Consider the following 20319-nt stretch of genomic DNA (forward strand, 5'->3'; position numbering starts at 1 on the left):
ACGAGGGACGACGGACGGGTCGGCCCGGACGCCGGAGGCGTGACCGTGGACGTCGGCGGTCGTGGCAGGTCAGCCGCTGCGGTCGTCCCTGCGGTGTATCGACTGCGGCGTGCACCGGCCGCTCCGTGCGGCAGCCGTCTCCGCACGACGCTCGACGCGTGGCCGTCCAGCTACTCGACCGGGCGGTAGTCGACGAGCAGGTGGCCGCTCGGTGAGGTCACGCTCCGGATCGGTTCGAGCCGGATGGACGGCAGCCCGTCGAGGAGCCTCCGCCCGCTGCCGGCGATCACCGGCGCGATCGCGAGCCTGAGCTCGTCGACGACGCCTTCGGCGAGCAGTGCCTGCGTGACCGAGATGCTGGCGTGGACACCGATGTCCCCACCTGACCGGTTCTTGAGATCCCGCACGAACTCGACGAGGTCGCCGTCGACCACGGTCGTGTTGGCCCACTCCCGCCCGAGCGGTGTGGACGTGGCGACGTACTTCGCCACCCCGTTGATGAACGTCGCGAACGGCTCGATCTCGCTGCCCGGCCAGAACTCGGCCCACTCGTCGTGACTGCGCCGGCCGAGGACGACCGCGTCCTGCGTGGCGATCAGGGCGGCCCCGCTCGCGTCCAACACGTCGTCCCAGCCCGTGACGAAGCTGTCGGGACTCTCGGCGACGCCGTCGAGGGACACGAACTCGAACGCGACGACCTTGCGCATGCCTGACACCTTCTGTCGACCCGGACGTTGGTGTGTGGACGTCGTGTGGCGCTGGAGTTCATCGGTGGTCGGCGCTCGGAGGAGGACGACGACCGCTGCCGGCACCGCCCGCTCGGCCGGCAGGCACCGGCCCGGCGCTGTCGAGCGGCTGCGTCGGCTCGAGGTGACCGGTTCCCAGGAGTGACCGGCAGGTGTCCCCTGGCCGCCCTCCGTGGCAGCTGCCTGTGGCTCCGGAGGGCGTACCGGGGTGGACCGTCAGGACTTCTTGCCGCCCTTCTTGCCCAGCTCGCTCTGGGCGGCGGAGCTCTTGCGGGGGTTCTTCTCCCCCTCCTTCTCCGCCTTGGCGTTCGCCTTCTTCGCCGTGGCGCTGCCCTTGCCGCTCTTCTCCGCCATGCCGACCCCGATCGAGGCTCGCCGTCCGGGTCCGGACGGCTGGGGCGCTGGCATTACCCCGGGCCGACCGGCTGGTACAGCCGTGTGCGGGAAGGCGAGGGGACGCACTCGACGGAGGTCGGACGTCCCGGCGTCCACCGGTGTGCTCCTGAGGTGAAGCCCCGGTGAACGGGATCTCCTCAGGGCCACGGACCCCTCGGGCGCGCCGCTGGCGCGCAGTGCTGGCCCAACACCTGGCCAGAAACCAGAGGTGCCGAACAGCTGGTGATCATCACGCCAGAGGGTGACCCCGCGACCGCAAGGGATTCCCGGGTCTCGCCTGTCTCGATACCGTGCCGCCCACCCCCTGACCGGATGGGGGCTGATCGGGGAGAACTGATGGGCCTGTTCCGCAAGATGACCAGCTTGACGACTCTCGGTGCCGTCGACTTCCGTTCCGACAAGGAGCGCATCGCCCGCAGCTCGAAGGAGACGGCGAAGCAGCTCAAGGAGCAGAACCGACTGCTCCGTGAGCAGAACCGGTTGCAGCAGCAGTCGCGCAACCAGTAGACGATCCGGCACCCTGCCGGTGCACGGCAGGGTGCCTCGCTCGTTCCCCCGTCTTCCGTCCGCAGGACGGTTCCCCAGCTCGCGCCGCTGCCGCCTTCGACGGCGGCCCTGCGGCCCTGCGGCCCTGGCCGGGAGGGCGAGGCGCTCGGGCTGACGGCCCCGCGGGTCGACTTCCTACGCCGTCGGGTCCACGTCGAGGAACAGCTCCAGGGCACCAACGGCCGGGCTCCCGCGCTCGCACCGTTGAAGACCCGCGTCCCGCCGGGTGGTGTTGGTCGATGACGTCGTCCTCCAGGCGATCACCGGGCACGTGCAACGGTGGCAGCCCGGACCCCGACCGGCTGCTGGTGACCAACCGGCTCGGCGCGCCCCTGCGTCGTTCATCGTTCGGGCACTGCTGGCAGATTGCGGTCGAGGCCTGCGAGCTGCCGCGGGGCACCTGGTTCCACGATCTCCGGCACTTGTACGCCTCGGCGCTGGTCGGCGCGGGCCTGCACCCGAGGGCCATCCAGACCCGGCTGGGCCACGCCACGATCTCCGAGACGATGGACACTACGGCCATCTGTTCCCGGATGCCGAGGACCACAGCTGCGGGGCGCTCGACACGCTCCTCGGCGCGGCTCATGTGCCCCCAGGGGCTTCCGAGTAGCGAGTTCGCAAGTCAGAAGCGGGGCGACGGACGAGTCGGCCTGTACGCCGGGAACGGTTGCCCGGTGTTTGGCTGATCGTGGAACTCGACGGATATGGCTGTTCACCTGCGGATTCAGGGTTGGACGCTACCGACAGGTAACGGCTGGAATCGGCTGGAATCGGCTGAGTTGCGGACTATCTGCAAACTGGCTGCGGACTCATGGCGGCTGACACGGGCCGCCTCGATCTCGTTGAGGGTGGCGACGCCGCTCCACAACCCGGTCGAGGATGCCGGCTGCGACGGGCCGCCGGAAGGGCGCTCCCGCGTTCGGGATGGGCCTACGGCCCACCCTTCCTCTGCCCCGCCGCAGCCGGAGTAAGGCCGGTTGTGGGGAGCAACCAAAACAGTGTGGACAGGCGTCGGGGACCTTCGTGCCGCAGAAGCACCATCCCGGTCAGGTGATCACCGCAAGGGGATCCTCTGCCGGACGTCGGTGGGCTACTGCCCCGGTCTGCCCCGAGGTCTCCGTGTCGGGTCGCTTGGCCGTCAGTCCAGTCTCGATACTGACCGGGTGAGCACTGGAAGGAGCGTTGACTGACAGCGGTTCTCATGTGGCTTGTCGGAGGGGGTAGCCGGCGTGGGCGAACCAGCCGGCGGCGTCGGTGGCGGTGACCGCGGCCAGCGCGACGGCGATGGCGGCGTCCAGCGCCGCCCGGGTGCGCGCGGCGGCCGCCCGGATGAGGGTCTTCAGTTTGCTGAACGCCTCCTCGACCGGGGACAGGTCCGGTGAGTAGGCGGGCAGGAACACCAGCCGGCAACCGGCGGCCTCGACCAGCGCGCGGATCCGGTCGGGCTTGTGCGCCCCGACGTTGTCGACCACCACGACCTGCCCCGGGTGCAGCGCGGGCAGCAGGAAGTGCTGCAGGTAGGTGGCGAACACCGCGGTGTCGGTGCCGCCCTCCACCGTCATCGCCGCCGTCATCCCGGCCCACGACAGCCCAGCGATCAGCGTGGTCACCGGCCCGCGGTTGCGCGGCACTGCGCCGCGGACGCGGCTGCCGCGGGGCGCGCGGGCCCGGCGGCGGGTCATCGAGGTGTGGGTGCCGCACTCATCGACGAACACCACCTGGGTCGGGTCGGTGGTGGCCAGGTCGGTGCGCCACCGGGTGCGCGCGGTCTCGTCGCGCTCGGTGGCGCTCAGGCTTGTGACGTCAGCGGCCGGCCCGGCCGCCGCCGGCGCCCCGAGGGGGTCACTGCCTGCGCCGGATCGTCAGCGGGCAGGTCGGCGATGGCCCGCGACATCGTCGCCAGCGACACGGTCATCCCGGTGGCGGCGTTGAACGCCGCGGCGTGCTCGGCCAAGGTGGCGTCCGCCGCCTGTTGCAGCCGGGCCGGCAGCCAGGCCTGCAGCCGGGTCTTCTTCGCCGGCGCCGGTCCGTGCCGCTGCCCGGTCGGCGCCAGGCTGCCGGTGGCCCGCCGGCGTTGCAGATACCGCTCCACGGTCCGCACCGACATCCTGAACACCGTCGCAGCCTGTTCAGCCGTCATGCCGCCATCGACGGCGGCCACCACGCGCTCGCGCAGATCCGTCGAGTACGCCCGCATGCCGGTTGGGCTACTCCGTTACCCGCGCACCGTCAAGCAATCAGCACACCGCTGTGAGGTGTTCTCAACGGTTTGGTCGCTCGGCGTTGGTCAGGATGAGTGCGGCGGCGACGACCGCACCGATCCGCTGCGGGCACAGCCGCATCCGGCGCAGTGCTTTCCACCGGTTCTTGAGCAGTGCGATGCCGCGCTCACCCTCGGCGCGCAGCCGGGTCAGCAGTCGGTTGCAGGTCGCGGTGCTGGGTGCCAGGTGGGCACCCTTGGCCGGCGTATGGATGCCGACGCCCGCGCCGTCATAGCCCTTGTCGGCCAGGGCGGGCAGGCCCAGCAGCGCGGCCGCGGCGTGCAGCGCACCGAGGAACCCGGTGGCCCGGGCGGCGGCGAGGTCGTGCATCGAGCCCGGCTCGACGGGGGAGACGGCCACCGGGAAACCGTCCGGGTCGCAGACGACCTGCACGTTGCCGCCGTGAGCGCGGTGCTTGCCGGAGTACCACAGGTCGTGACCGGACTCGGGGTTGGTGGTCCGGCAGCGGTCGGTGCGGATGAGCGTGCCGTCGAGGACGACGTGGCTGCAGCCGGCGGCACTTCCGGCCTCGAGCACTCGGTGCAGGTCGGGGGCTTGGTCGGCGAGCACGTCGATGCCCTCGTGCAGGTAGCGGTAGCCGGTGGCGACCGAGACGCCGGTGTCGCGGGCCAGGGTGGGCATGTCGGCGTCCTGGCGGAACCAGCGCAGCACCAAGATGGCCTGGTCGCGGGCGGAGGCGGCGCGGGCGCCGATGCCGGTGCCGCGGCGGCGGCGTTCGGCGATCAGCAGGTCGGTGAGCAGGACGGCGGTGGCCTCGGGCACGTCGAGCGTGGCAGAGTAAGTCATCACGTGGGGTCCGTGCGGATGAGGGTCGTTCTTGGTCGACGCCATCCTCTGCCGGACCCCACGCCCCTGTGCAGCGACGTCGTCGTCCAGCCACTGACCTGTCCATTCAGCGTTCAGCAAAGCTCTTCCGCGCAAATCGGCTGAGAAGACCTCACTGGGACGGCTTCCATAACGCGCGTGACCTCGGCGGTCTCCCTACCCGTAGTGGCGGGCGGACGCGGACGGGCGCCTTCTACCGTTCAGTGACACTGCAGCTCGTGACACCGCAAGGTTGGCAACAGGCCCACGAGGCTGGCGTCCGGACTGTCGTCGACTTGCGCAACGACGACGAGCTGGGGGCCGAGCCGACCGACTCGGTCGGGATGACTCGGGTTCATGTGCCGCTTGACGGCATCGAGGACACGGAGCTCTGGCGCTGGCTGCGGGAAGAAGGGCTTAACGGGACGCCGCTGTACTACCGGCCCTTTCTGACCCGTCGGCGCGATCGAGTCGCCGCGGTGATGACGTGCCTGGCGCGGAGTACATCAGGCGGCGTGGTCTTCCACTGCTCGGCCGGACGCGATCGCACGGGCCTTGTCACCTTGCTGCTGCTGGCCTTGGCCGACGTAGAGCCGGAGGCCATCGCCGAGGACTACACCTTGAGCGCCGAACCTCTGCGACGACTCTCGGCTCGGGTGGGTCGACCCGACGAGCAGCCTGCTCTCGAGCGGGTGCTCGCGTCTCACGGCACCACGGCACAGGCCTCACTCCTGGCAACGCTCGAGGACATGGACGTCGCGTCCTACCTGCACAACGCCGGAGTCACCAGGGACGACTTGGCGAGCCTCCGCGATCGCCTCGTCGCGTAGACGATTGCGCCCGTCTCGGGACTTGGAAGTCTTTGATATCTGTCCCCGTGGGCCGAATCGAGCGTCCTCATTGCCGAACCCGCTACGGCGACGCTCGGACGGAGCGGACAGAGAATCGCCGGTGTCCCACAGGGGATCCACTTGCGGACATTGCTGCCGGCTACGTCGGACGGACTGGTGTCGTGCCGGTCGCCGTTCTTTTGCGATACCAAGGGCCGACCCAAGCTGCAGGCCCGGGACCGCGTCAAGGCGGTGCTCCGGGCCCGCGAGTCGGGACGGTAGGGACGGTCAGCGGACGGGGCGCCCCGGCCAGGTCGCAGGCTGCGGCTGCGGCGTCCAGTCGCTCGGCGATGGCCTCGTGGAAGCATTTCCTCGCGAAGTTCGCGGGGATGCCGAGGCCCCGGCGATCTGCTCCCAGTTCGCGCCGCCGCGCAGGGCCGCGCGGATGCCGATCAACTGGCTGTCGTGCGCCTTCCGGCAGACCACCTCTCACCCAGGGGGCAGCTTGAGCGCCTCGTAGGTGTCCAGCGAGGTGTCGCGGAACGATGCCCAGCCGTTCTCGTCGGCACCGATCCGTGTTGGCGGTGGTGTTGCCGTTGTCGCGGCGACTGAGCAAGTCAAGCGGGTGGTGGCAGTAGGAGCGAGACCTCCGCTGCCAGGGCGTCGGGGGTGATGCTCGTGATCGAGGCCTTTCCCGCCCGAGACGCCGGGCCAGAACGCTCGCAGCGGTGACGCCCGCAACGAGGCCGTAACCGGGCACGGCGCTGCGGGACGGGCCCCGGACGCACGGAGGGTCCACACCCCGACGAGCGGGGCGTGGACCCTCCGAGCGTTCTGCGGGATCAGGCGTCGACGCCCACGGCCTCCTTGGCGAGCGAAGCGAGCTGGGTCTGCGCGGCGCTGACCACGTTCGCCCGGCTCTTGTGGGTCTCCTCGTAGCGGATGATCACGCGGATGTCATGCGGCTCCTTGAGGTCCTTGATGGCCTTCACGGCGTCGCTGACCGAGAGCTGGTCGAAGTTCTTGATCGGCAGCTCGTCGGCGGAGACGTCACCGAGCTCCTCGCGGGCGGTCCGGGCAGCCTTGGCGGCGTCCTTGTTGCCCTCACGGCGGGCGATCTGCTCGGCGCGACGCAGCGAGGCGCTGCGGCCGGCGGTCAGGGTCTCGCGGACGGCCTCGGTGAGCTGCTGCGCCCGGTCGGTCACGGCGGAGACCCGGTCGGAGGTCTTGTCACCGGCGTGCTTGACGGTGTCGACGGCGTTGTTGACCCGGTTCGTCCAGAAACGGGCCGGGGCGTTGACCGCGCGGGCCACCCCGCCGGCGACCTTCTGGACAGGGGTCGCGACGAGCGCGGCGGGGCCGCCGAGGGCCTCCTCGGCGAGGACGACGGTCAGCCACTCCACGGTCGCCTGGTGGGCGCCGATGAGCTTCTCGGCCAGCCGGCGCACCTGGGTCTCCTCGGCCTGCTCGGCGAGGACCTTGACGTAGGTGGCGCGGTCGAGCAGCTGGTGCTCGAGGGACAGGTCGCTCAGCAGCGCCTCCTCGACCGGAGCCGCCTGCTCGAAGGTGGCCTTCAGGCCGGCGTTGAGCCGGCCGAGGGCCGGGGTGACGACGTCGGGGACACCGCCGAGGGAGCGGAGCGCCTCGGTGATCTCGATGGTGCGGGCAGCGGCGTTGTCGGCGTTCTGGGTCAGCTCGCGGCGGACGGCGTCAGTCCGGGCCTGCGAGATGCGAGTACGCGCAACCTGCTCCTCGGTCTTGGTGAGGAGCACAAGGGCGCGAAGCTGGTTGACGATCTTGCTGTTGTCGGCCATGTCTGCACTATGCCCCAGAACCCCGGGTGCTAGCTATTGCAAGCGGATTGCTAGCAGTGAGTCCTGTCACGTTCGCTCGGTTGACGTAGCCCCAGCTCCTCCTCCGCTCCCATAAACCCATCCCGCAGCGGAACAGCAAGCAGATGAGAGCAGTGTGCTGGTCACGGCGTCATGTCGTAGGTGATCCACATGGTGCGGGTGGCGTGCTGGTCGTACTTCGCCCGGCCGCGGAAGTTGTCGTCCGCGGTGATCCACCGCACCACGCTCCACCCATTGGCCGCAGCGCGTCCGCGCAGCTCAGTCAGCAGCGCGTCGACGGCCCCACCGCCGCGGTGGTCGGGGTCGATGAACAAGTCGTCGAGGAAGCAGCCAGTGCTGGCCGACAGCGGGCGGGCGAAGGGCCGGTAGTGCCCCAAGCCGGCAACGTCGCCCGTCTCGTCCTCGACCAGCAGGCAGCTGACCTCGTGCGCAGGGTCACGGATCCAGGACCACACGGTGGCGGCCGCCGCATCGGACTGCTCGATGCGGTAGAAGTCGGCGTACTGCCGGTACAGGGCCCGCCAGCGCGGCTGGCGTCGGTCTGACGAAGTGCCGTTGCAGTACTAAAGATCATTAACGGCTGGTGTTCAGGAACGGGCCGAACTCGAGCCCGGTACTGGCGAGGAAGCCGTCCAGCAGGACGGGGCGGTACTGCATCCGCTTCAGGCGGGTCTTCGCCAGCGCGGTCAGCTCGGCGAGGCTGTGTTTGGTCAGGTTGGCCAGCGACCGCTTCAGATGCGCCCACACCGGCTCCACCGGGTTGAACTCGTGGGCGTAGGGCGGCAGCCGGAACACCGTCAGCCACGGCCGGGCCGCGATCAGCTCCGTCATCGCGGCGCTGGTGTGGGTGTTGAGGTTGTCCCAGACCAGCACGATCGGCCCGCCGAGCTGGGAGTGGGCGGCGTCGAGCAGGTTGGCGTAGTCGGCCTCGGTGAAGCCCTTGCGCCCGCCGCTTCCGCGCCGTCGCGGTCGATGGGTGCGGTAGATCAGCCGCGGCCGGTGGGCCGGCTTGACCGCGACCAACGCGGCCACCGACAGCCGCGGGGCGTTGGAGGCGGTCACCCGCACCACCGGGGTGCGGCCGCGCCGGCCCCAGGTGCGTCCCTTCGGCGGCCTCAGCCCCTGGCCGGACTCGTCTTCGAAGACCAGCCAGGCGCCCAGGTCCGCCGCGGTCGTTTTATCGCCGGCCAGGTCTCCTCCCGCCAGGCGGCGATCTGCTCCTCGTCGCGCTCGACCGCTTGGCGGGCCGGGACCTGCACGCTCCAGCCCATGCGGTGCAGCAGCAGGTCCATTCCGGGCAGGGTGTAGTCCACGCCGAAGCGTTCGCGCACGACGGCGGCGATGCGCGGCAGCGTCCAGCACTGATCGGCCCAGCCCCACGCCGCCGGGCCGGCGTCGAGCAAGACCTGCAGCTCGTTCAGTTGGGTGGGGCTGAGCCGACAGCGGGCCCCACCGGCTCCCTTCGACGCCAGCGCCGGCCGACCGCCGTCGGCCAGCGCGCGCCGCCAGCGGTTGGCCGACATCCGGGTGACCCGCAACCGGGTGGCGACCTCCTGGTCGGAGGCGCCCTCCTCGATCCAGTTGGCCGCGGCCAGCCGCACCTGCTCTCGCCGGGCCCGCTCATCAGCGGTCAGCCCGCCGCCCTGGGCATAGCGCATGCCACCGGGATAGCGCAGGCCGCGGCGCCTGTCAGCAGCATCCAACCGACGATCACCAGAGCCCGGAACTTCCGCCGTTAATGATCTTTAGTGCTGTGTTCCTCAATGTGAGGTTGAATTAGACGTCCTGAGGTTGGCGCCGTGGTGGTGATCGACCATGCCGAAGCTGCTGTTCGCCCGGCCGCCGGTGGATGCGGTCGAGGAGCGCAAGATCCGCAAGCTGGCCGGAGCGCGGCACGCCCCGGCGGACTGGATCCGGCGGGGCGCAGATGATCACGATGTCCTGGGACGGGCTGCGGGTGCCGGCCATCGCCGCGACGCTGGGGTGCAGCCAGAAGGCGGTGCGCTATCGGCTGGCCCGCTTCGCCGCCGAGGGCCTCGATGGGCTCGGCGACCGGCCCGGCGCCGGCCGCAGACCGCGGATCCGCCAGGACCAGCGCTCCCAGCTGATCGCCCTGGTGGCCAGCCCGCCGCCGGGCCGGCTGGTCCGCGACGGCGCCGGCGAGCTGGTCGCCGCCGATCCCGAGGGTCCGGCGGTGTGGACCCTGGATGCGCTGACCGCCGCGGCGCGCGCGGCCGGTATCGACATCGCCCGGTCCCAGATGCGCCGGATCCTGCTGGCCGAAGGCGTGCGCTGGCGCCGCCCCCGATCCTGGGCCACCAGTCCCGATCCGGAGTTCGTCCCAAAAGAACGCGGGTCGTGGACTACTACACGCACCCGCCACCGGATACGACGGTCATTGCCGCCGACGAGTCGGCCCGGTGATGCCACGCACCTTCCCCCCGCCGGCGGGCTGGACCCCGGATGGCCACCGCGTGAAAGCGCCGTTGACCTACAGCCGCGGACCGGACAAGACCTGGGTCTATGGCGGCCTGCGGATCGGCGATGGACAGGCCGTGACCTGCTGCGCGCCCTCGCGCAACAGCGCGCACTGGCAGGCGTTTCTCGCCCGGCTGGAGCAGGCCAACCCGACCGGGACGATCGCGGTGATCACCGACAACCTCTCCAGTCATCACAGCCTGGCCACGCGGGCCTGGCTGGCCGAGCATCCGCGCCTCGAGCAGGTGTTCATCCCCAAGGGCGCCGGCTGGCTGAACCTGCAGGAGGCCTGGTGGCGCATCTTCCGCCGGCACGCCCTCGCCGGTCAGACCTTCGCCGACCCGAGCGAGATCGCGCAGGCCACCGAGGTGGCCACCGCCCAGCTCAACAGCCGCGCCAAGCCGTGGGTCTGGGGACGGCCACCGCCACCACCCCGACCCCGCCGGCGCCGCTTTACCTACCTGCTTTGAGGAACTCAGCACTAGGAGGATGCCCCGCATGACAGCACCGCGACGGGTTACGACAGCACCCGATACTCGCCTCAGGGACACGCGATGCCGCCGTGCTACCTGACGGTGGCCTGAGCGCCAGCCAGGAGGTCTTGGGCGCTGGCGGCGAGAGAAGCCCGGGCGGCCGGTGCGTCACCGAGGTAGCCCGCGACCATTGCGCCGTCCCGGAGCATCACGTAGCGACGGGCGGCCTCGTCGGGGTCCGGGTGCCCGGCGACCCGAAAGGCGGAGACGACCGTGGCGTTCAACCAGGCCCGGTGGTCGGCGATCGCACGGTGCACCGGGTCGGCCGGGTCGGGGTGTTCGGCGGCGGCGTTGATGAACGCGCAGCCGCGGAAGTCTGGACGGCACAACTCGTCCTCGATGCCTTCCGTGAGCCGCCGCAGCTGTGCAGCGGCGGCCTGCGCGTCGCCCGGAGGTCCACCCACATAGTCGCGCGCCGCGTCGTCCACCCCTCGCAGATAGGCGACGACGAGGTCCTCCTTGCCGGGGAAATGCCGGTAGAAGGTGGCGCGCGTGATGCCTGCAGCGCCGACGATCCGATCAACGCCGACCGTGTGCAGTCCCTCGGCGTAGAAGAGCTCGGCGGCGGTGCGGAGCAGGCGCTCGCGGGCAGCCGACGTGTGAGTCGGAGCGGTCACGTCATTCATGCCAGAGAAAGAACGAACGTTCCGTGTTGCGCTTCGGACGGTCCTATGATGCGGTCCGATAAAACGATCATTCTACCTATCCGCTCAAGGAGCACACTTGGACGTCAAGTACACCGCCATCGCCACCGCCTCCGGGGACGGCCGCAACGGCCACGCCCGCAGCTCCGACGGGTTCGTCGACGTCGAACTCGCCGTCCCTCGGGAGATGGGCGGCGCCGGCGGCGCGACCAACCCTGAGCAGCTGTTCGCGGCCGGCTACGCGGCCTGCTTCCACTCGGCGCTGAAGGGCGTCGCCCGGCAGAAGAAGCTCCCGATCACAGACTCCGCCGTGACTGCCGAGGTGGGGATCGGCAGCAACGACGCCGGCGGTTACGGGCTCACCGTGGCCCTCGAGGTCGAGCTCGGCGGCATCGACCAAGCCGCCGCCGACGACCTCGTCGCGGCCGCCCACCAGGTATGCCCGTACTCCAACGCCACCCGGGGCAACGTGCCGGTCACGCTGTCAGCCACCGTCGCCTGAGTCCTGTCGACCACCCCTCAGCGGAGCGCAGCGGACAACGGACCGCCTAGTACTGCAGCGGCACTTGTGCGTGTCTCTGCCGGGATCGGCGGAGGGCTGGTAGCAGCGTGAGCCGATGCGCTGCGATGGCCTGGTGGCCGAGGTGCAGGACTGGGCGGCGGGCCTGGAGGAGGTCCACCGGCGGATCGCCGGCGCGTTCGCCCGCGCCGAGCCGCAGGCCCGGGTGCTGACCTATCTGCGTGGCCTGCTCGGGCAGTCCGAGCGCAACGAACCCGGTACGGCGACGTTGCCGCAGCCTTCGGTCGCCACCTCGCGGTCCCGCAGGGGATCCCCATAGGACGACGGCCGGCCATCGCCTCCGCCGGCCTCTCGTGCTCCGGTAGCCGTGCGCACCCGGGCACCCGAGGTCACTGGGGTGTTATTGCAGCCCGGAAGCGCAGGAAGGTCGGACGGCGGCGCACACAAACCCGAACGGATCGAGGAGGCCGGGTCGCGCGCCGTAGGTTGACGTCGTGACCATCGACTCGCCGGCGGACGCCGAAACGGTCCACCAGATCGCAACTGCCAACCGGCTGCTGGCGGCCGACATGTTCACGACTCTTACTGCAGAGCAATGGCGCACGCCCAGCCTGTGCGCCGGGTGGACCGTTCGCGAGGTCGCAGCCCATCTCCTCGAACCTCTCGAGACCGAGGTCGGCACGCTCAAGCTGCTCATCTACCTGGTGCGCTATCGCGGCTCCTTGAACCGCATGGTCGATGACACGACCCGCAAGGTCGCCGCCCGACCCACCGACGAGCTCGTCACCGGCCTGCGCAAGCGTGCCTCGACACGACTGACGCCACCTGTAATCGGGCCGTTGGGTCCAATGACCGACACGTGCATTCACCTCCGTGACGCGGCCCGCCCCCTGGGTCTCGATGTCTCCCCGCCCCCGGCAAGCTGGCGCCCGGCCCTGGACTTCCTAGTCTCCAAGCCGGCCACCAGAGGCTTCATCCCCCGCGACCGACTCACTGGCCTGCGCTTCATCGCCACCGACCAAGACTGGCGACACGGTGACGGGCCGGAGATCCTCGGCAGCAGTGAGGCCATCGCCATGGCAGTCTCCGGACGCCCAGCCGCCCTCGACGACCTCGCTGGCCCCGGCCTCGACGTACTCCGTCGCCGAATCGCCCCGTTCCCACCCGCCGCGCCGTAGATCCGGCCGACCAGAGACCGGGCCGGTGTATCGCAGGACGATCGGTCAGTGGGACAGACACGCTCCCGGCCGCCTCGAGCCTGGCGGTCGTGACGGCGGCGCGCTCCTCAAGGGGTGAACTCCGCCACCAGGTCGGACAGCGCCGGTAGTAGCGGCGCACCCGCCCCGGGTGCACCTCCTCGCGGTCCGGCTCCACCGGTTCCTCGGCGACCAGCCGGTCCAGCAGGCCCGTAGAGGGTGCCGACCCGCAGCCGTACCCGACCCCCGGAGAGCTCGTGCACCTCGCCGATGACGCCGTAGCCGTGCCGCGGTCGATCAGCGGAGCGGGCAGCACCAGAACGGCGGGCTCGGTCAGTGGCCGCGACGTCATGCCCGAGCCTGACCTCTCGATGCATCGGGAGTCGATACATCAGGGCGCGGAGCGTCCGGCTCGGTGAAGCGGTATCCATGACACAGGCAGCAAGCAAGCCGGGACCCACGGTCGACGACCCATCCTCCGCCGCAGAAGGCGTCCGCCGCCGTCCAGCCATGACGGCATCGGATCACCAGAGCCGGAGTCCGGGATACTTCCACGACGCGCCTCCCAAGCTCGTCGACTGTTCGGCCAGAGGGATCCGGCCCGCCCACTCCGCCAGAACGCGACGTGATCGCGTCACGACGGCGTGGGGTCACGTTTGCGCAAAGTCGTCTTTCGCCTCCGGATGGCGCATGCCACCGTTCCGTCACCGTGTGGCTGCATCCGCTCCTGGAGTAAAGGACGACGGACATGACCGGAACGCGCACTTTGGATGTGTACGAGCTGGCCTACCTCGCCGCCGGGCCGCGCCGGGCCGCAGAGGCCGCCAGCACACCGTGCCCAACAGGCGGTGCCTGCGGGCCAACCACACGACCGGCAAGCTGGTCCTCGTGCAGCACCGGCCGTGCCACGAGCTGGAGGCGGCGGTGCTGGACGCCGTGGGCGCCCGCGGGCACCGCCTGTTGGGCACGGTGTGCTGGCGGCTGCGCGACGACGTGCGTCTCACCGGCATCGGTCAGTGCCTGGAGGAGGAGGGGTTGCTCGTCCGCAGGGCCGCTCCCGAGTCGCTGCGGCGCCGGTGGTGGACGGCGGTGTGCCTGAGCGGCGCCGGTCGGCGAGTCCTGCGGCAGCAGCGCCGCCAGCTCGACGCCGCCCCGACCGATGCGCTGCGGGTCGCCCTGTCCGGCCCGGCCGCGATGCATGACCGTGGCCTGTACGTCGCCCTGTTCGACCCTCCGCACCTCATCCCGGCGCAGCAGCTGCGGTGGGTCACGCCCGCGGCGTTCGCCGCCGGCGGCTACCGCCACGGCGATGCGGCGTATCTCGCCGGTGGTGCGTTCGGCGGCGGTGGGGGCTTCGACTGCGGCGGCGGTGGTGGGGACGGCGGCTGCTGAACCGGGTGACGCGGGCCGTCCGCTGCTGGGAGGAGTGCTGTGAGGATGCTGCGGGCCGCCCGCCCGGCGGGGTGCCGTCCTCGCCGAGTCCGGGCAGCCATGAGCGGCGGATGTCGGCAGCGTGGTCGTGCGCGTCTGGGCGCCCTTCTGCTGGTTGCGGCGCTCGCTGCCTGCACGCCCACGGCCGGATCCCCTTCCCCGGTCGCCACCGGTGCGGAAGACCTGTCCAGTGATCTGGCCAGTCGTGTCGCGCGCAGCGAGGACCTGCTCGAGCGCACGCTGTCCCCGGACGAGCCGGGCTGCTCGGCGGCGGTGGGCGTCGAGGGAGAGGTCGTGTGGGCCGCCGCTCGCGGAAGAGCTGACCTGGCGACGGGACGGTCCCTGACACCGTCCACGACGTTCGACATCGCCTCGGTGTCCAAGCAGTTCACCGCCACCGCGGCGCTGCTGCTGGTCCAGGAGGGCCGCCTGAGCCTGGACGATCCGCTGTCCCGCTGGATGCCGGACCTGCCTGCATGGTCGAACGAGACCACCATCGACCAACTGCTGCACCACACCAGCGCGATCCCGGACTACACCCCCCGGCTGGCCGCCGGCCACGAGCTCTCCGAGCCGACCAGCCAGGAGCAGGCGATCGCCGTGGTCGCCCGGATCCAGTCACTCGACGACCGGGTACGCGGGACGTTCGAGTACTCCAACTCCAACTACCTCCTGCTCGCCGAGGTCGTTCAGCATGCGGCGCAGCAGCCCCTGGCGGAGTTCGTGCGCACGCGGATCTTCGAGCCCCTGGCCCTGGACATGGTTCTCGACCCCTACGGCGCCAGCCCCGACAACACCGACCAGTCCTCGGCACGCAGCTACCAGACCGCCCCGCCCAGCGGAGCCTGGGAGCCGGCCGGGTCCCGCTGGGAGCAGATCGGCGACGGCTCGATCCAGAAGACACCCACGGAGCTGGTGCGCTGGGCCGACAACTACCGCACCGGCCGCCTCGGCGGCAGCCGACTCCTCGACGCCCAGCTGAACACCACCACCACCGCGGCCGGCCCTGACGGGGACCGGTACGCGGCCGGCATCACCGTCACTCGTGACGGCGCGTTGACGCACAACGGCCTCTGGGCCGGGTTCACCACGACGTTCGACGTCTCCGCCGACCGGCGCACAGCAGTCACCGTCTCCTGCAACGGCATAGACCCTCGATCAGGCCCCGACATCAAGGCGATGATCGAAGAGCTGCGAGCCGAGTGGGCCACGGCCTGACCCCGCGATCGGCTGCCCCGACCCCCTTGAACGTCGCCGTAGCGGGTTCCTCGATGGGTGACGCGACGGCGCTGGAGAAGCCGCACCACCGAGCGGGTGCGGGCTGCAGAGGCGCTGGCTCACCCGGCGGCTCGCGGCGATGAAGGCCAAACTTCCGTCGAGAGCACACGGGCAGGTGATCTGCCGGGCGGTGAGCCGGACGGGCCGGTTCGATGGCCTCCCGATGTCGTGCTCCGCGTCTCTAGCCTACGGAACGTGGACTTGATCGACGTCGGGTCGGCGGAGTTCGAACGGGTCGTGCGTCAACTGCCAGCGGACTCCTGGGAGTGGCCGACGCCGTCGGACGTCTCAGTGCGCGCCTTGGTCGAGCACGTTGTGGTCGGGAACCACTTCACCGCGCTGCTGCTGGCAGGCGTTGATCGCGATGAAGCTCGGACCATGCTCACGGGTGACCAACTTGGGGATGATCCAGTCGCTGCCGTGGTGGAGTCAGCACGACGCCAAGCACAGGCGTTCACCGCGAAACGCCCGGGTAGCCCGTTGCGGGCCGAACGGCAACATTCCCACTGCTGCCTACTTGCGGTCCCGTCTCGTTCACCTGGTGGTCCACGCGTGGGACCTCCTCCGTGCCGCGCGGCTCGAGGCGACCGTTGATCCGCGAGTTGTTGTCGGTCTGCTGAAGGTGGTCGAGCCGCACCTGGACGAGATGCTCGCCTTCGGGGCGTACGGGGCAGGTCCGAGCGGCACGCTGCCTCCCGACGCTTCACCGCAGAGCCGGCTGCTCGACTGGTTCGGACGACGGCCGTAGCCGACGTCACCGACCACCCGGACGACGATCCGCTGGCGGGCACGTTGGCCGGAGTGGGGCCGCGCGGAGATCGCGGACGGGCTGCGTCGACTCCAGGTGGCCGGCCTGGCACGCTGACCGGCATGGCGCGGGTGCTCTTCACCTCGTGCCCGGCGTACGGTCACGCCCTGCCCATGCTGCCGCTGATCCGGGCGGCCCAGCGCGCCGGCCACGAGGTGCGGGTCACCACCGGCCCGGACCTGGTCGGTCCGCTGGCCACCTGGGGGTTCGACGTCCACGCCGTCGGACCGACCTGGGCGACATCGTGGTCGGCACACGAGGTGGTCTGGGCGGACCCGGGCATGCCCGAGCAGCAGAGGAGGACGGACGGGCTGGCGGCGCTGTTCGGCACGCCGGCCCTCGCCCGACTCGCCGACCTGATCGTCATGGCGCAGACGTGGCGCCCCGACCTCGTCGTCCACGAGGTCCTCGAGATGGCGGGGCCGCTGCTGGGCCGACGGCTCGAGGTGCCGGGGGTCGTGCACGGCATCGGGCCGATGTTCCCGTTCTACGCCCACCTCATCGGCCTCGGGGGAGCCGCGATCGGCGAGCCCGGGCTGTGGGCGCAGGTCTCGGGCGAGCCAGCCGTCGACCTCTGCCCGCCCTCGCTGCAGCCCGGCGGCCCGCCGCCGTGGCCCGAGGCGGTCCCGTTGCGGCCGAGCGCCGGCGAGCGCGGTCCGGTGCCGCCGGAGGTGGCCGACGTGCTCGCCGGCGACCGGCCGGTCGCCTACTTCACCCTCGGCACGGTCAAGAACACCGACACCGCCGACCTCGCAGCCGGGCTCACGGCCCTGGCGGGGTACGACGGCGTCGTGGTCGCCACGACCGGGCGCCGGCTCGATCCCGACGAGCTCGGCCCGGTGCCGGCCAACGCCGTGGTCGCGGAGTTCGTTCCACAGGCCGCCCTGCTCGCGCGGGCCGACCTGCTGGTGTCCCACGGCGGGTCGGGCACGATGCTCGGCGGCCTCGTGCACGGCGTGCCTCAGGTCGCCCTGCCGCGCGGGACCGACCAGCCCCACAACGCCGCCCTGCTGGCCCGGTCAGGCGCGGGGGTGGTCGTCGCTCCGGAGGACTACGCCGTCACCACGATCCGGGCCGCGGTCGCGGAGGTGACCGGCGACCCGGCGTTCCGAGCGGCGGCGCAGCGCATCCGCGACGAGATCGCCGCGATGCCGGACGCCGACGCGGTGTGGGCCGGCCTCCGCGCCTAACCCGCATCGCCGCCTCGAGGGGAACAGCGGGCTCATCGTGGTCGCGGCGGCAGGAATGGACCCAGCATCGCAGCGCTGGGCGTCATCGACGTCCGCGCACCCGGAGGGTTGGCCCTGCGGTGTGCCACTTGACGGCAAGGTCATGTTGAGGCGGTGGATGCGCAGGCCGGGGCAGCAGCGCCATCGGAGTCGCTGTCCAGCGAGCTGCTGGGCTTCTCCACCGACACCCGCGTTCTGATCGTCAACTGCGATGACCTCGGCATGCACGAGTCGGTGAACGCGGCCGTATTCGAGGCGGTGCGCGAAGCCCCCGCTCCCTCGCTGTGGGAAGCGGAGGCCTCATCGCCGTCTTGGGTAGCGCGACCTCAGCTGACGTCGATCGACCAGTTGCCGTTCGCGGTGACCACGATGATCGCCGGGCCGGCCGGCATCGGCACGGCCCCGGTGTAGGGGTCGGTGGTGTTCACCAGCGCTTTCCCGTCACCGCCCGACCCGTAGGCCTTGACCCCGAAGTAGCGCCCCTCGGCGTTGCCATCGATCTTCGCCACGCCGCGCGACCCCTGGTAGATCAAGACGGCGTCGCCAGCGCCCGTCTGTGGCGCCGCAGCAGTGAAAGTCGGCGCGCTGCGCAGATCCGTCAGCGTGATGGACCAGGGGCCAACCGCCTGGACCTGCAGCTGCGTCGTCCCGCCGCGGTCGGCGTCGAGCAACGTGGTCCCGTTGTAGGGGTCGGTGGTGTTGACGAGCGTGTCCATGTCGCCGTCGACGGCCTTCACGCCGAAGTACCGTCCGGCGTCGTTGCCGGTGATCGTCGCGATCACGACGGTCGCGCCGGCGGGCTTGGCGATCGCCACGACGTCGTCTCCGGTGCCGGTGAACACGGTGGGCGGCTTGGGCATCGCAGCCTCGGCGGCGGCGCTGGCACTGGCCGCTGCGGCGGCACGGGAGCTGGCCGCGGCAGCGGCGCTCTGGCTGGCTGCGGCTGCCTCGTTCTGCGCGATTCGGCGCGCGTCGGCGGCCGCTGCCTCACTCGCGCGCGCGGAGGAGCTTGCGGCCGCCTGACGTTCGGCCTCTGATTGCCCGCAGGCGGAGGACGTGAGGCAGGCGGCAACCGCCAGAGCGACGGCCAGGGCGCGGCGGGACATCCGAGTCCTCTCGATCGGGCGGCATCACGGCGGGCCGCTGTAGTTCCGTTTCGGCAGCGGCCGCAGGTCCTCGCGTCGAACGACGCCGCGCTCCGCGACCCCTGGTGCAGCCCCCGCACGAGAGACCCCCGCTGTCCTGCAGGAGGACAGGGCTCTTCGTTCAGTAGCCGATCAACTGTCGGTCACCTTCCCGGCGTGCTTGGGACAGAACGCGGCCGCGGCCATACCGGTGAACCCGCAGGCCTGCGCGACGCTGTACGGCAGCGGGCAGGCTTCAGGTCCCCGGCTTGAATGGGTCGCTCTCAGTGGATCGGCGTCTTCGGCCGCGACCGCGCCGACCTGGGCCCCGCCCACGCCGCCGAACTGGCCGCCGCCGAGGCCGCCCGCTACGCCCCACCCCGCCCGCTGGGACAGGTACTGACCGAGCTGCAGCAGGCGTGGACGGTCGAGCAGCGCAGCCTCGAGCGGCTGGCCATCCTGCAGCCCTGGTGTGACGACCTGCGCCGAGCCGTGGCGCTACAGGCTGCCTACGGCGGCGAGCTGGCCTCGCTGGAGGCCGAGCACCAGCGGGCGGCCCTGGTTGCCCAGCAGGCGACGCAGCGGGTGCAGGCCGCCGACGCCGTCGTCGCCGAGCAGGTCGAGCGGCTCCGCGAGCGCCTGCTCGCCGCCTCGGACGACGACCGCGGCGCAGCCCGCACCGCGGCGAAGGTGGTGCTCGAAGACCCGGGTTGGTGGGGGCTCAACCGCGCCCCCGTCGCCCGGGCCGAAGAGCAGTTGGCCGGTTGGGCCGACCGGTGGCGCCTCCACCTGCCCGACCTGCCCACGGATCCCGAGCAGCTGGCGCGGGTGGCCGATCGGTTCGACGACCGGTCGGCGCTGTGGCGAGCCTTCAACGCCACCGCCCACCGCGCCGCCGAAGCCGCCCACCCCGAGCACGCCGGGCTGCACGCCACCGCCAAGGCCGCCGTGCGGGCCGGCGAGCAGGCCCAGGCCGCCCTGAGCGAGGCGCAGCGCCGGCACAGGGAGCGGCTGGCCCCGCTTGGACCGATCGCCCGGACACCCGATCCGGCCGGGACGCTGGCCCGCTTCGACGGTTCCGTCGCCGCCGCCCGCCACGAGCTCGCCGACGCCCAGGCGCGCATCGCCGGACTGTCCACCGAGTCGGCCCTGCTGGGCCAGTCGCCTGACCGGCTCGCTGCGGCGCGCGACGCCTGACGCGCCCGGTTCGCCGCCGAGCACCAGCAGCACTCGGCCATGACGCCGAACACGACCGACCACCCGGCGGGCGTCCCGCGGCCCGAGTCCGAGCGCTACGGGCCTCGGCCGGCGCGGGATGTCGCCCCGAGCCTCGGGCGGTGAGCCGGGCTGATCGCCACCTGGGCCGCTGCCGGCCACGACAGCGGGCACTGCAGGAGAACTGAAGAACCACTGCAGGACCCGCCAACCTCGGGCGGGTCACCGCCGCAGCCAGCCTCTGCTCCAACCTCGGCCCCGGCGGCGCCGGGGGGCGCAACCGGAGGAAAACAGAAGGTCGACCGGAGATGTTGGCTGTGGGCTGTCACCAATGGCCGGAGAACGGCGCCTTCTACAGGTGCACCCCCGCCCACACCCGTCGAGCCTCGGAGACAGCCATGCCCGA

At 71.3% G+C, this 20319-nt stretch carries 24 protein-coding genes and 1 pseudogene; 14 read left to right on the forward strand and 11 right to left on the reverse strand.

Annotation, left to right across the window (positions count from 1 at the left end; translation table 11 throughout):
• Nucleotides 1–170 precede the first annotated feature (170 nt).
• On the reverse strand, nt 171–707 hold the full coding sequence (locus tag ACWIZO_RS24370) for a dihydrofolate reductase family protein (protein WP_448640168.1): 537 nt from the start codon (nt 705–707) through the stop codon (nt 171–173).
• 255 nt (nt 708–962) lie between these two features.
• Nucleotides 963–1100, reverse strand: a complete 138-nt coding sequence (locus ACWIZO_RS24375; RefSeq protein WP_448640169.1) for a hypothetical protein — start codon at nt 1098–1100, stop codon at nt 963–965.
• A gap of 405 nt (nt 1101–1505) precedes the next feature.
• Between ACWIZO_RS24375 and ACWIZO_RS24380 the strand changes: the two genes are divergently transcribed.
• On the forward strand, nt 1506–1649 hold the full coding sequence (locus ACWIZO_RS24380; RefSeq protein WP_448640170.1) for a hypothetical protein: 144 nt from the start codon (nt 1506–1508) through the stop codon (nt 1647–1649).
• Nucleotides 1650–1927: 278 nt separating this feature from the next.
• Entirely contained in the window at nt 1928–2374 is a 447-nt protein-coding gene (locus tag ACWIZO_RS24385; protein ID WP_448640171.1) for a tyrosine-type recombinase/integrase, read from the forward strand.
• Between the two features lie 513 nt (nt 2375–2887).
• On the opposite strand, the gene ACWIZO_RS24390 is transcribed toward ACWIZO_RS24385, so the two are convergent.
• From ACWIZO_RS24390 to ACWIZO_RS24400, 3 genes are all read right to left on the reverse strand, one after another.
• Entirely contained in the window at nt 2888–3481 is a 594-nt protein-coding gene (locus tag ACWIZO_RS24390) for an IS630 family transposase (RefSeq protein WP_448642997.1), read from the reverse strand.
• Complete coding sequence (locus ACWIZO_RS24395; protein ID WP_448640172.1) at nt 3478–3885, reverse strand: IS630 transposase-related protein; 408 nt, start codon at nt 3883–3885, stop codon at nt 3478–3480. The genes ACWIZO_RS24390 and ACWIZO_RS24395 overlap by 4 nt, the downstream gene beginning before the upstream one ends.
• A 64-nt stretch (nt 3886–3949) precedes the next feature.
• Nucleotides 3950–4759, reverse strand: a complete 810-nt coding sequence (locus ACWIZO_RS24400; protein WP_448640173.1) for a transposase family protein — start codon at nt 4757–4759, stop codon at nt 3950–3952.
• Nucleotides 4760–4824: 65 nt separating this feature from the next.
• Here ACWIZO_RS24400 and ACWIZO_RS24405 point away from each other — a divergent pair, with 65 nt between their 5' ends.
• Nucleotides 4825–5604, forward strand: coding sequence for a tyrosine-protein phosphatase (locus ACWIZO_RS24405; RefSeq protein ID WP_448640174.1), 780 nt, complete (start codon nt 4825–4827; stop codon nt 5602–5604).
• Between the two features lie 842 nt (nt 5605–6446).
• Here the strand turns inward: ACWIZO_RS24405 and ACWIZO_RS24410 are convergent.
• From ACWIZO_RS24410 to ACWIZO_RS24425, 4 genes are all read right to left on the reverse strand, one after another.
• Nucleotides 6447–7418, reverse strand: a complete 972-nt coding sequence (locus tag ACWIZO_RS24410; RefSeq protein WP_448640175.1) for a ferritin-like domain-containing protein — start codon at nt 7416–7418, stop codon at nt 6447–6449.
• A gap of 161 nt (nt 7419–7579) precedes the next feature.
• The gene (locus tag ACWIZO_RS24415) at nt 7580–7972 is read right to left on the reverse strand and encodes an N-acetyltransferase family protein (protein WP_448642998.1); all 393 of its coding nucleotides are present in this window, start codon (nt 7970–7972) and stop codon (nt 7580–7582) included.
• A gap of 58 nt (nt 7973–8030) precedes the next feature.
• Nucleotides 8031–8663, reverse strand: coding sequence for an IS630 family transposase (locus ACWIZO_RS24420; protein ID WP_448642999.1), 633 nt, complete (start codon nt 8661–8663; stop codon nt 8031–8033).
• On the reverse strand, nt 8573–9115 hold the full coding sequence (locus ACWIZO_RS24425; RefSeq protein WP_448638246.1) for a winged helix-turn-helix domain-containing protein: 543 nt from the start codon (nt 9113–9115) through the stop codon (nt 8573–8575). Before ACWIZO_RS24425 ends, ACWIZO_RS24420 begins: the two co-directional genes overlap by 91 nt.
• 269 nt (nt 9116–9384) lie before the next feature.
• On the opposite strand from ACWIZO_RS24425, the pseudogene ACWIZO_RS24430 reads away from it, so the two are divergent.
• Both ACWIZO_RS24430 and ACWIZO_RS24435 read left to right on the forward strand, forming a co-directional pair.
• Nucleotides 9385–9720 (forward strand): annotated as a pseudogene (locus ACWIZO_RS24430) (helix-turn-helix domain-containing protein); the annotation flags it as partial.
• Nucleotides 9721–9880: 160 nt separating this feature from the next.
• Entirely contained in the window at nt 9881–10405 is a 525-nt protein-coding gene (locus tag ACWIZO_RS24435; protein ID WP_448640176.1) for a transposase, read from the forward strand.
• Between the two features lie 95 nt (nt 10406–10500).
• Here ACWIZO_RS24435 and ACWIZO_RS24440 read toward each other — a convergent pair whose 3' ends face one another.
• Nucleotides 10501–11085, reverse strand: coding sequence for a TetR/AcrR family transcriptional regulator (locus tag ACWIZO_RS24440; RefSeq protein ID WP_448640177.1), 585 nt, complete (start codon nt 11083–11085; stop codon nt 10501–10503).
• A 106-nt stretch (nt 11086–11191) separates the two neighbouring features.
• On the opposite strand from ACWIZO_RS24440, the gene ACWIZO_RS24445 reads away from it, so the two are divergent.
• The 8 genes from ACWIZO_RS24445 to ACWIZO_RS24480 all read left to right on the forward strand — a co-directional run bounded on the left by ACWIZO_RS24445 (nt 11192) and on the right by ACWIZO_RS24480 (nt 17985).
• Nucleotides 11192–11614, forward strand: a complete 423-nt coding sequence (locus ACWIZO_RS24445; protein WP_448640178.1) for an organic hydroperoxide resistance protein — start codon at nt 11192–11194, stop codon at nt 11612–11614.
• 133 nt (nt 11615–11747) lie between these two features.
• Complete coding sequence (locus ACWIZO_RS24450; protein ID WP_448640179.1) at nt 11748–11951, forward strand: hypothetical protein; 204 nt, start codon at nt 11748–11750, stop codon at nt 11949–11951.
• A gap of 175 nt (nt 11952–12126) precedes the next feature.
• Nucleotides 12127–12810 carry a maleylpyruvate isomerase family mycothiol-dependent enzyme gene (locus tag ACWIZO_RS24455; RefSeq protein WP_448640180.1) on the forward strand — a complete coding sequence of 228 codons (684 nt, stop codon included), beginning with the start codon at nt 12127–12129 and terminating at the stop codon, nt 12808–12810.
• Between the two features lie 852 nt (nt 12811–13662).
• Nucleotides 13663–14220 (forward strand): hypothetical protein, encoded by a 558-nt coding sequence (locus tag ACWIZO_RS24460; RefSeq protein WP_448640181.1) that lies wholly within the window; start codon nt 13663–13665, stop codon nt 14218–14220.
• Between the two features lie 99 nt (nt 14221–14319).
• Nucleotides 14320–15477: a serine hydrolase domain-containing protein gene (locus tag ACWIZO_RS24465; RefSeq protein ID WP_448640182.1), complete on the forward strand. Its 1158-nt coding sequence runs from the start codon at nt 14320–14322 to the stop codon at nt 15475–15477.
• 463 nt (nt 15478–15940) lie between these two features.
• Nucleotides 15941–16285: a hypothetical protein gene (locus ACWIZO_RS24470; RefSeq protein ID WP_448640183.1), complete on the forward strand. Its 345-nt coding sequence runs from the start codon at nt 15941–15943 to the stop codon at nt 16283–16285.
• A gap of 122 nt (nt 16286–16407) precedes the next feature.
• On the forward strand, nt 16408–17535 hold the full coding sequence (locus ACWIZO_RS24475; RefSeq protein WP_448640184.1) for a glycosyltransferase: 1128 nt from the start codon (nt 16408–16410) through the stop codon (nt 17533–17535).
• Between the two features lie 153 nt (nt 17536–17688).
• Entirely contained in the window at nt 17689–17985 is a 297-nt protein-coding gene (locus ACWIZO_RS24480) for a hypothetical protein (protein ID WP_448640185.1), read from the forward strand.
• Here the strand turns inward: ACWIZO_RS24480 and ACWIZO_RS24485 are convergent.
• Nucleotides 17901–18680 (reverse strand): hypothetical protein, encoded by a 780-nt coding sequence (locus ACWIZO_RS24485; protein WP_448640186.1) that lies wholly within the window; start codon nt 18678–18680, stop codon nt 17901–17903. The genes ACWIZO_RS24480 and ACWIZO_RS24485 overlap by 85 nt on opposite strands.
• Nucleotides 18681–18971: 291 nt before the next feature.
• On the opposite strand from ACWIZO_RS24485, the gene ACWIZO_RS24490 reads away from it, so the two are divergent.
• A complete protein-coding gene (locus ACWIZO_RS24490; RefSeq protein ID WP_448640187.1) occupies nt 18972–19895 on the forward strand; it encodes a hypothetical protein in 924 nt (307 codons plus the stop codon).
• The last annotated feature ends 424 nt before the right edge of the window (nt 19896–20319 follow it).

This window comes from Geodermatophilus sp. URMC 63, assembly GCF_053502565.1.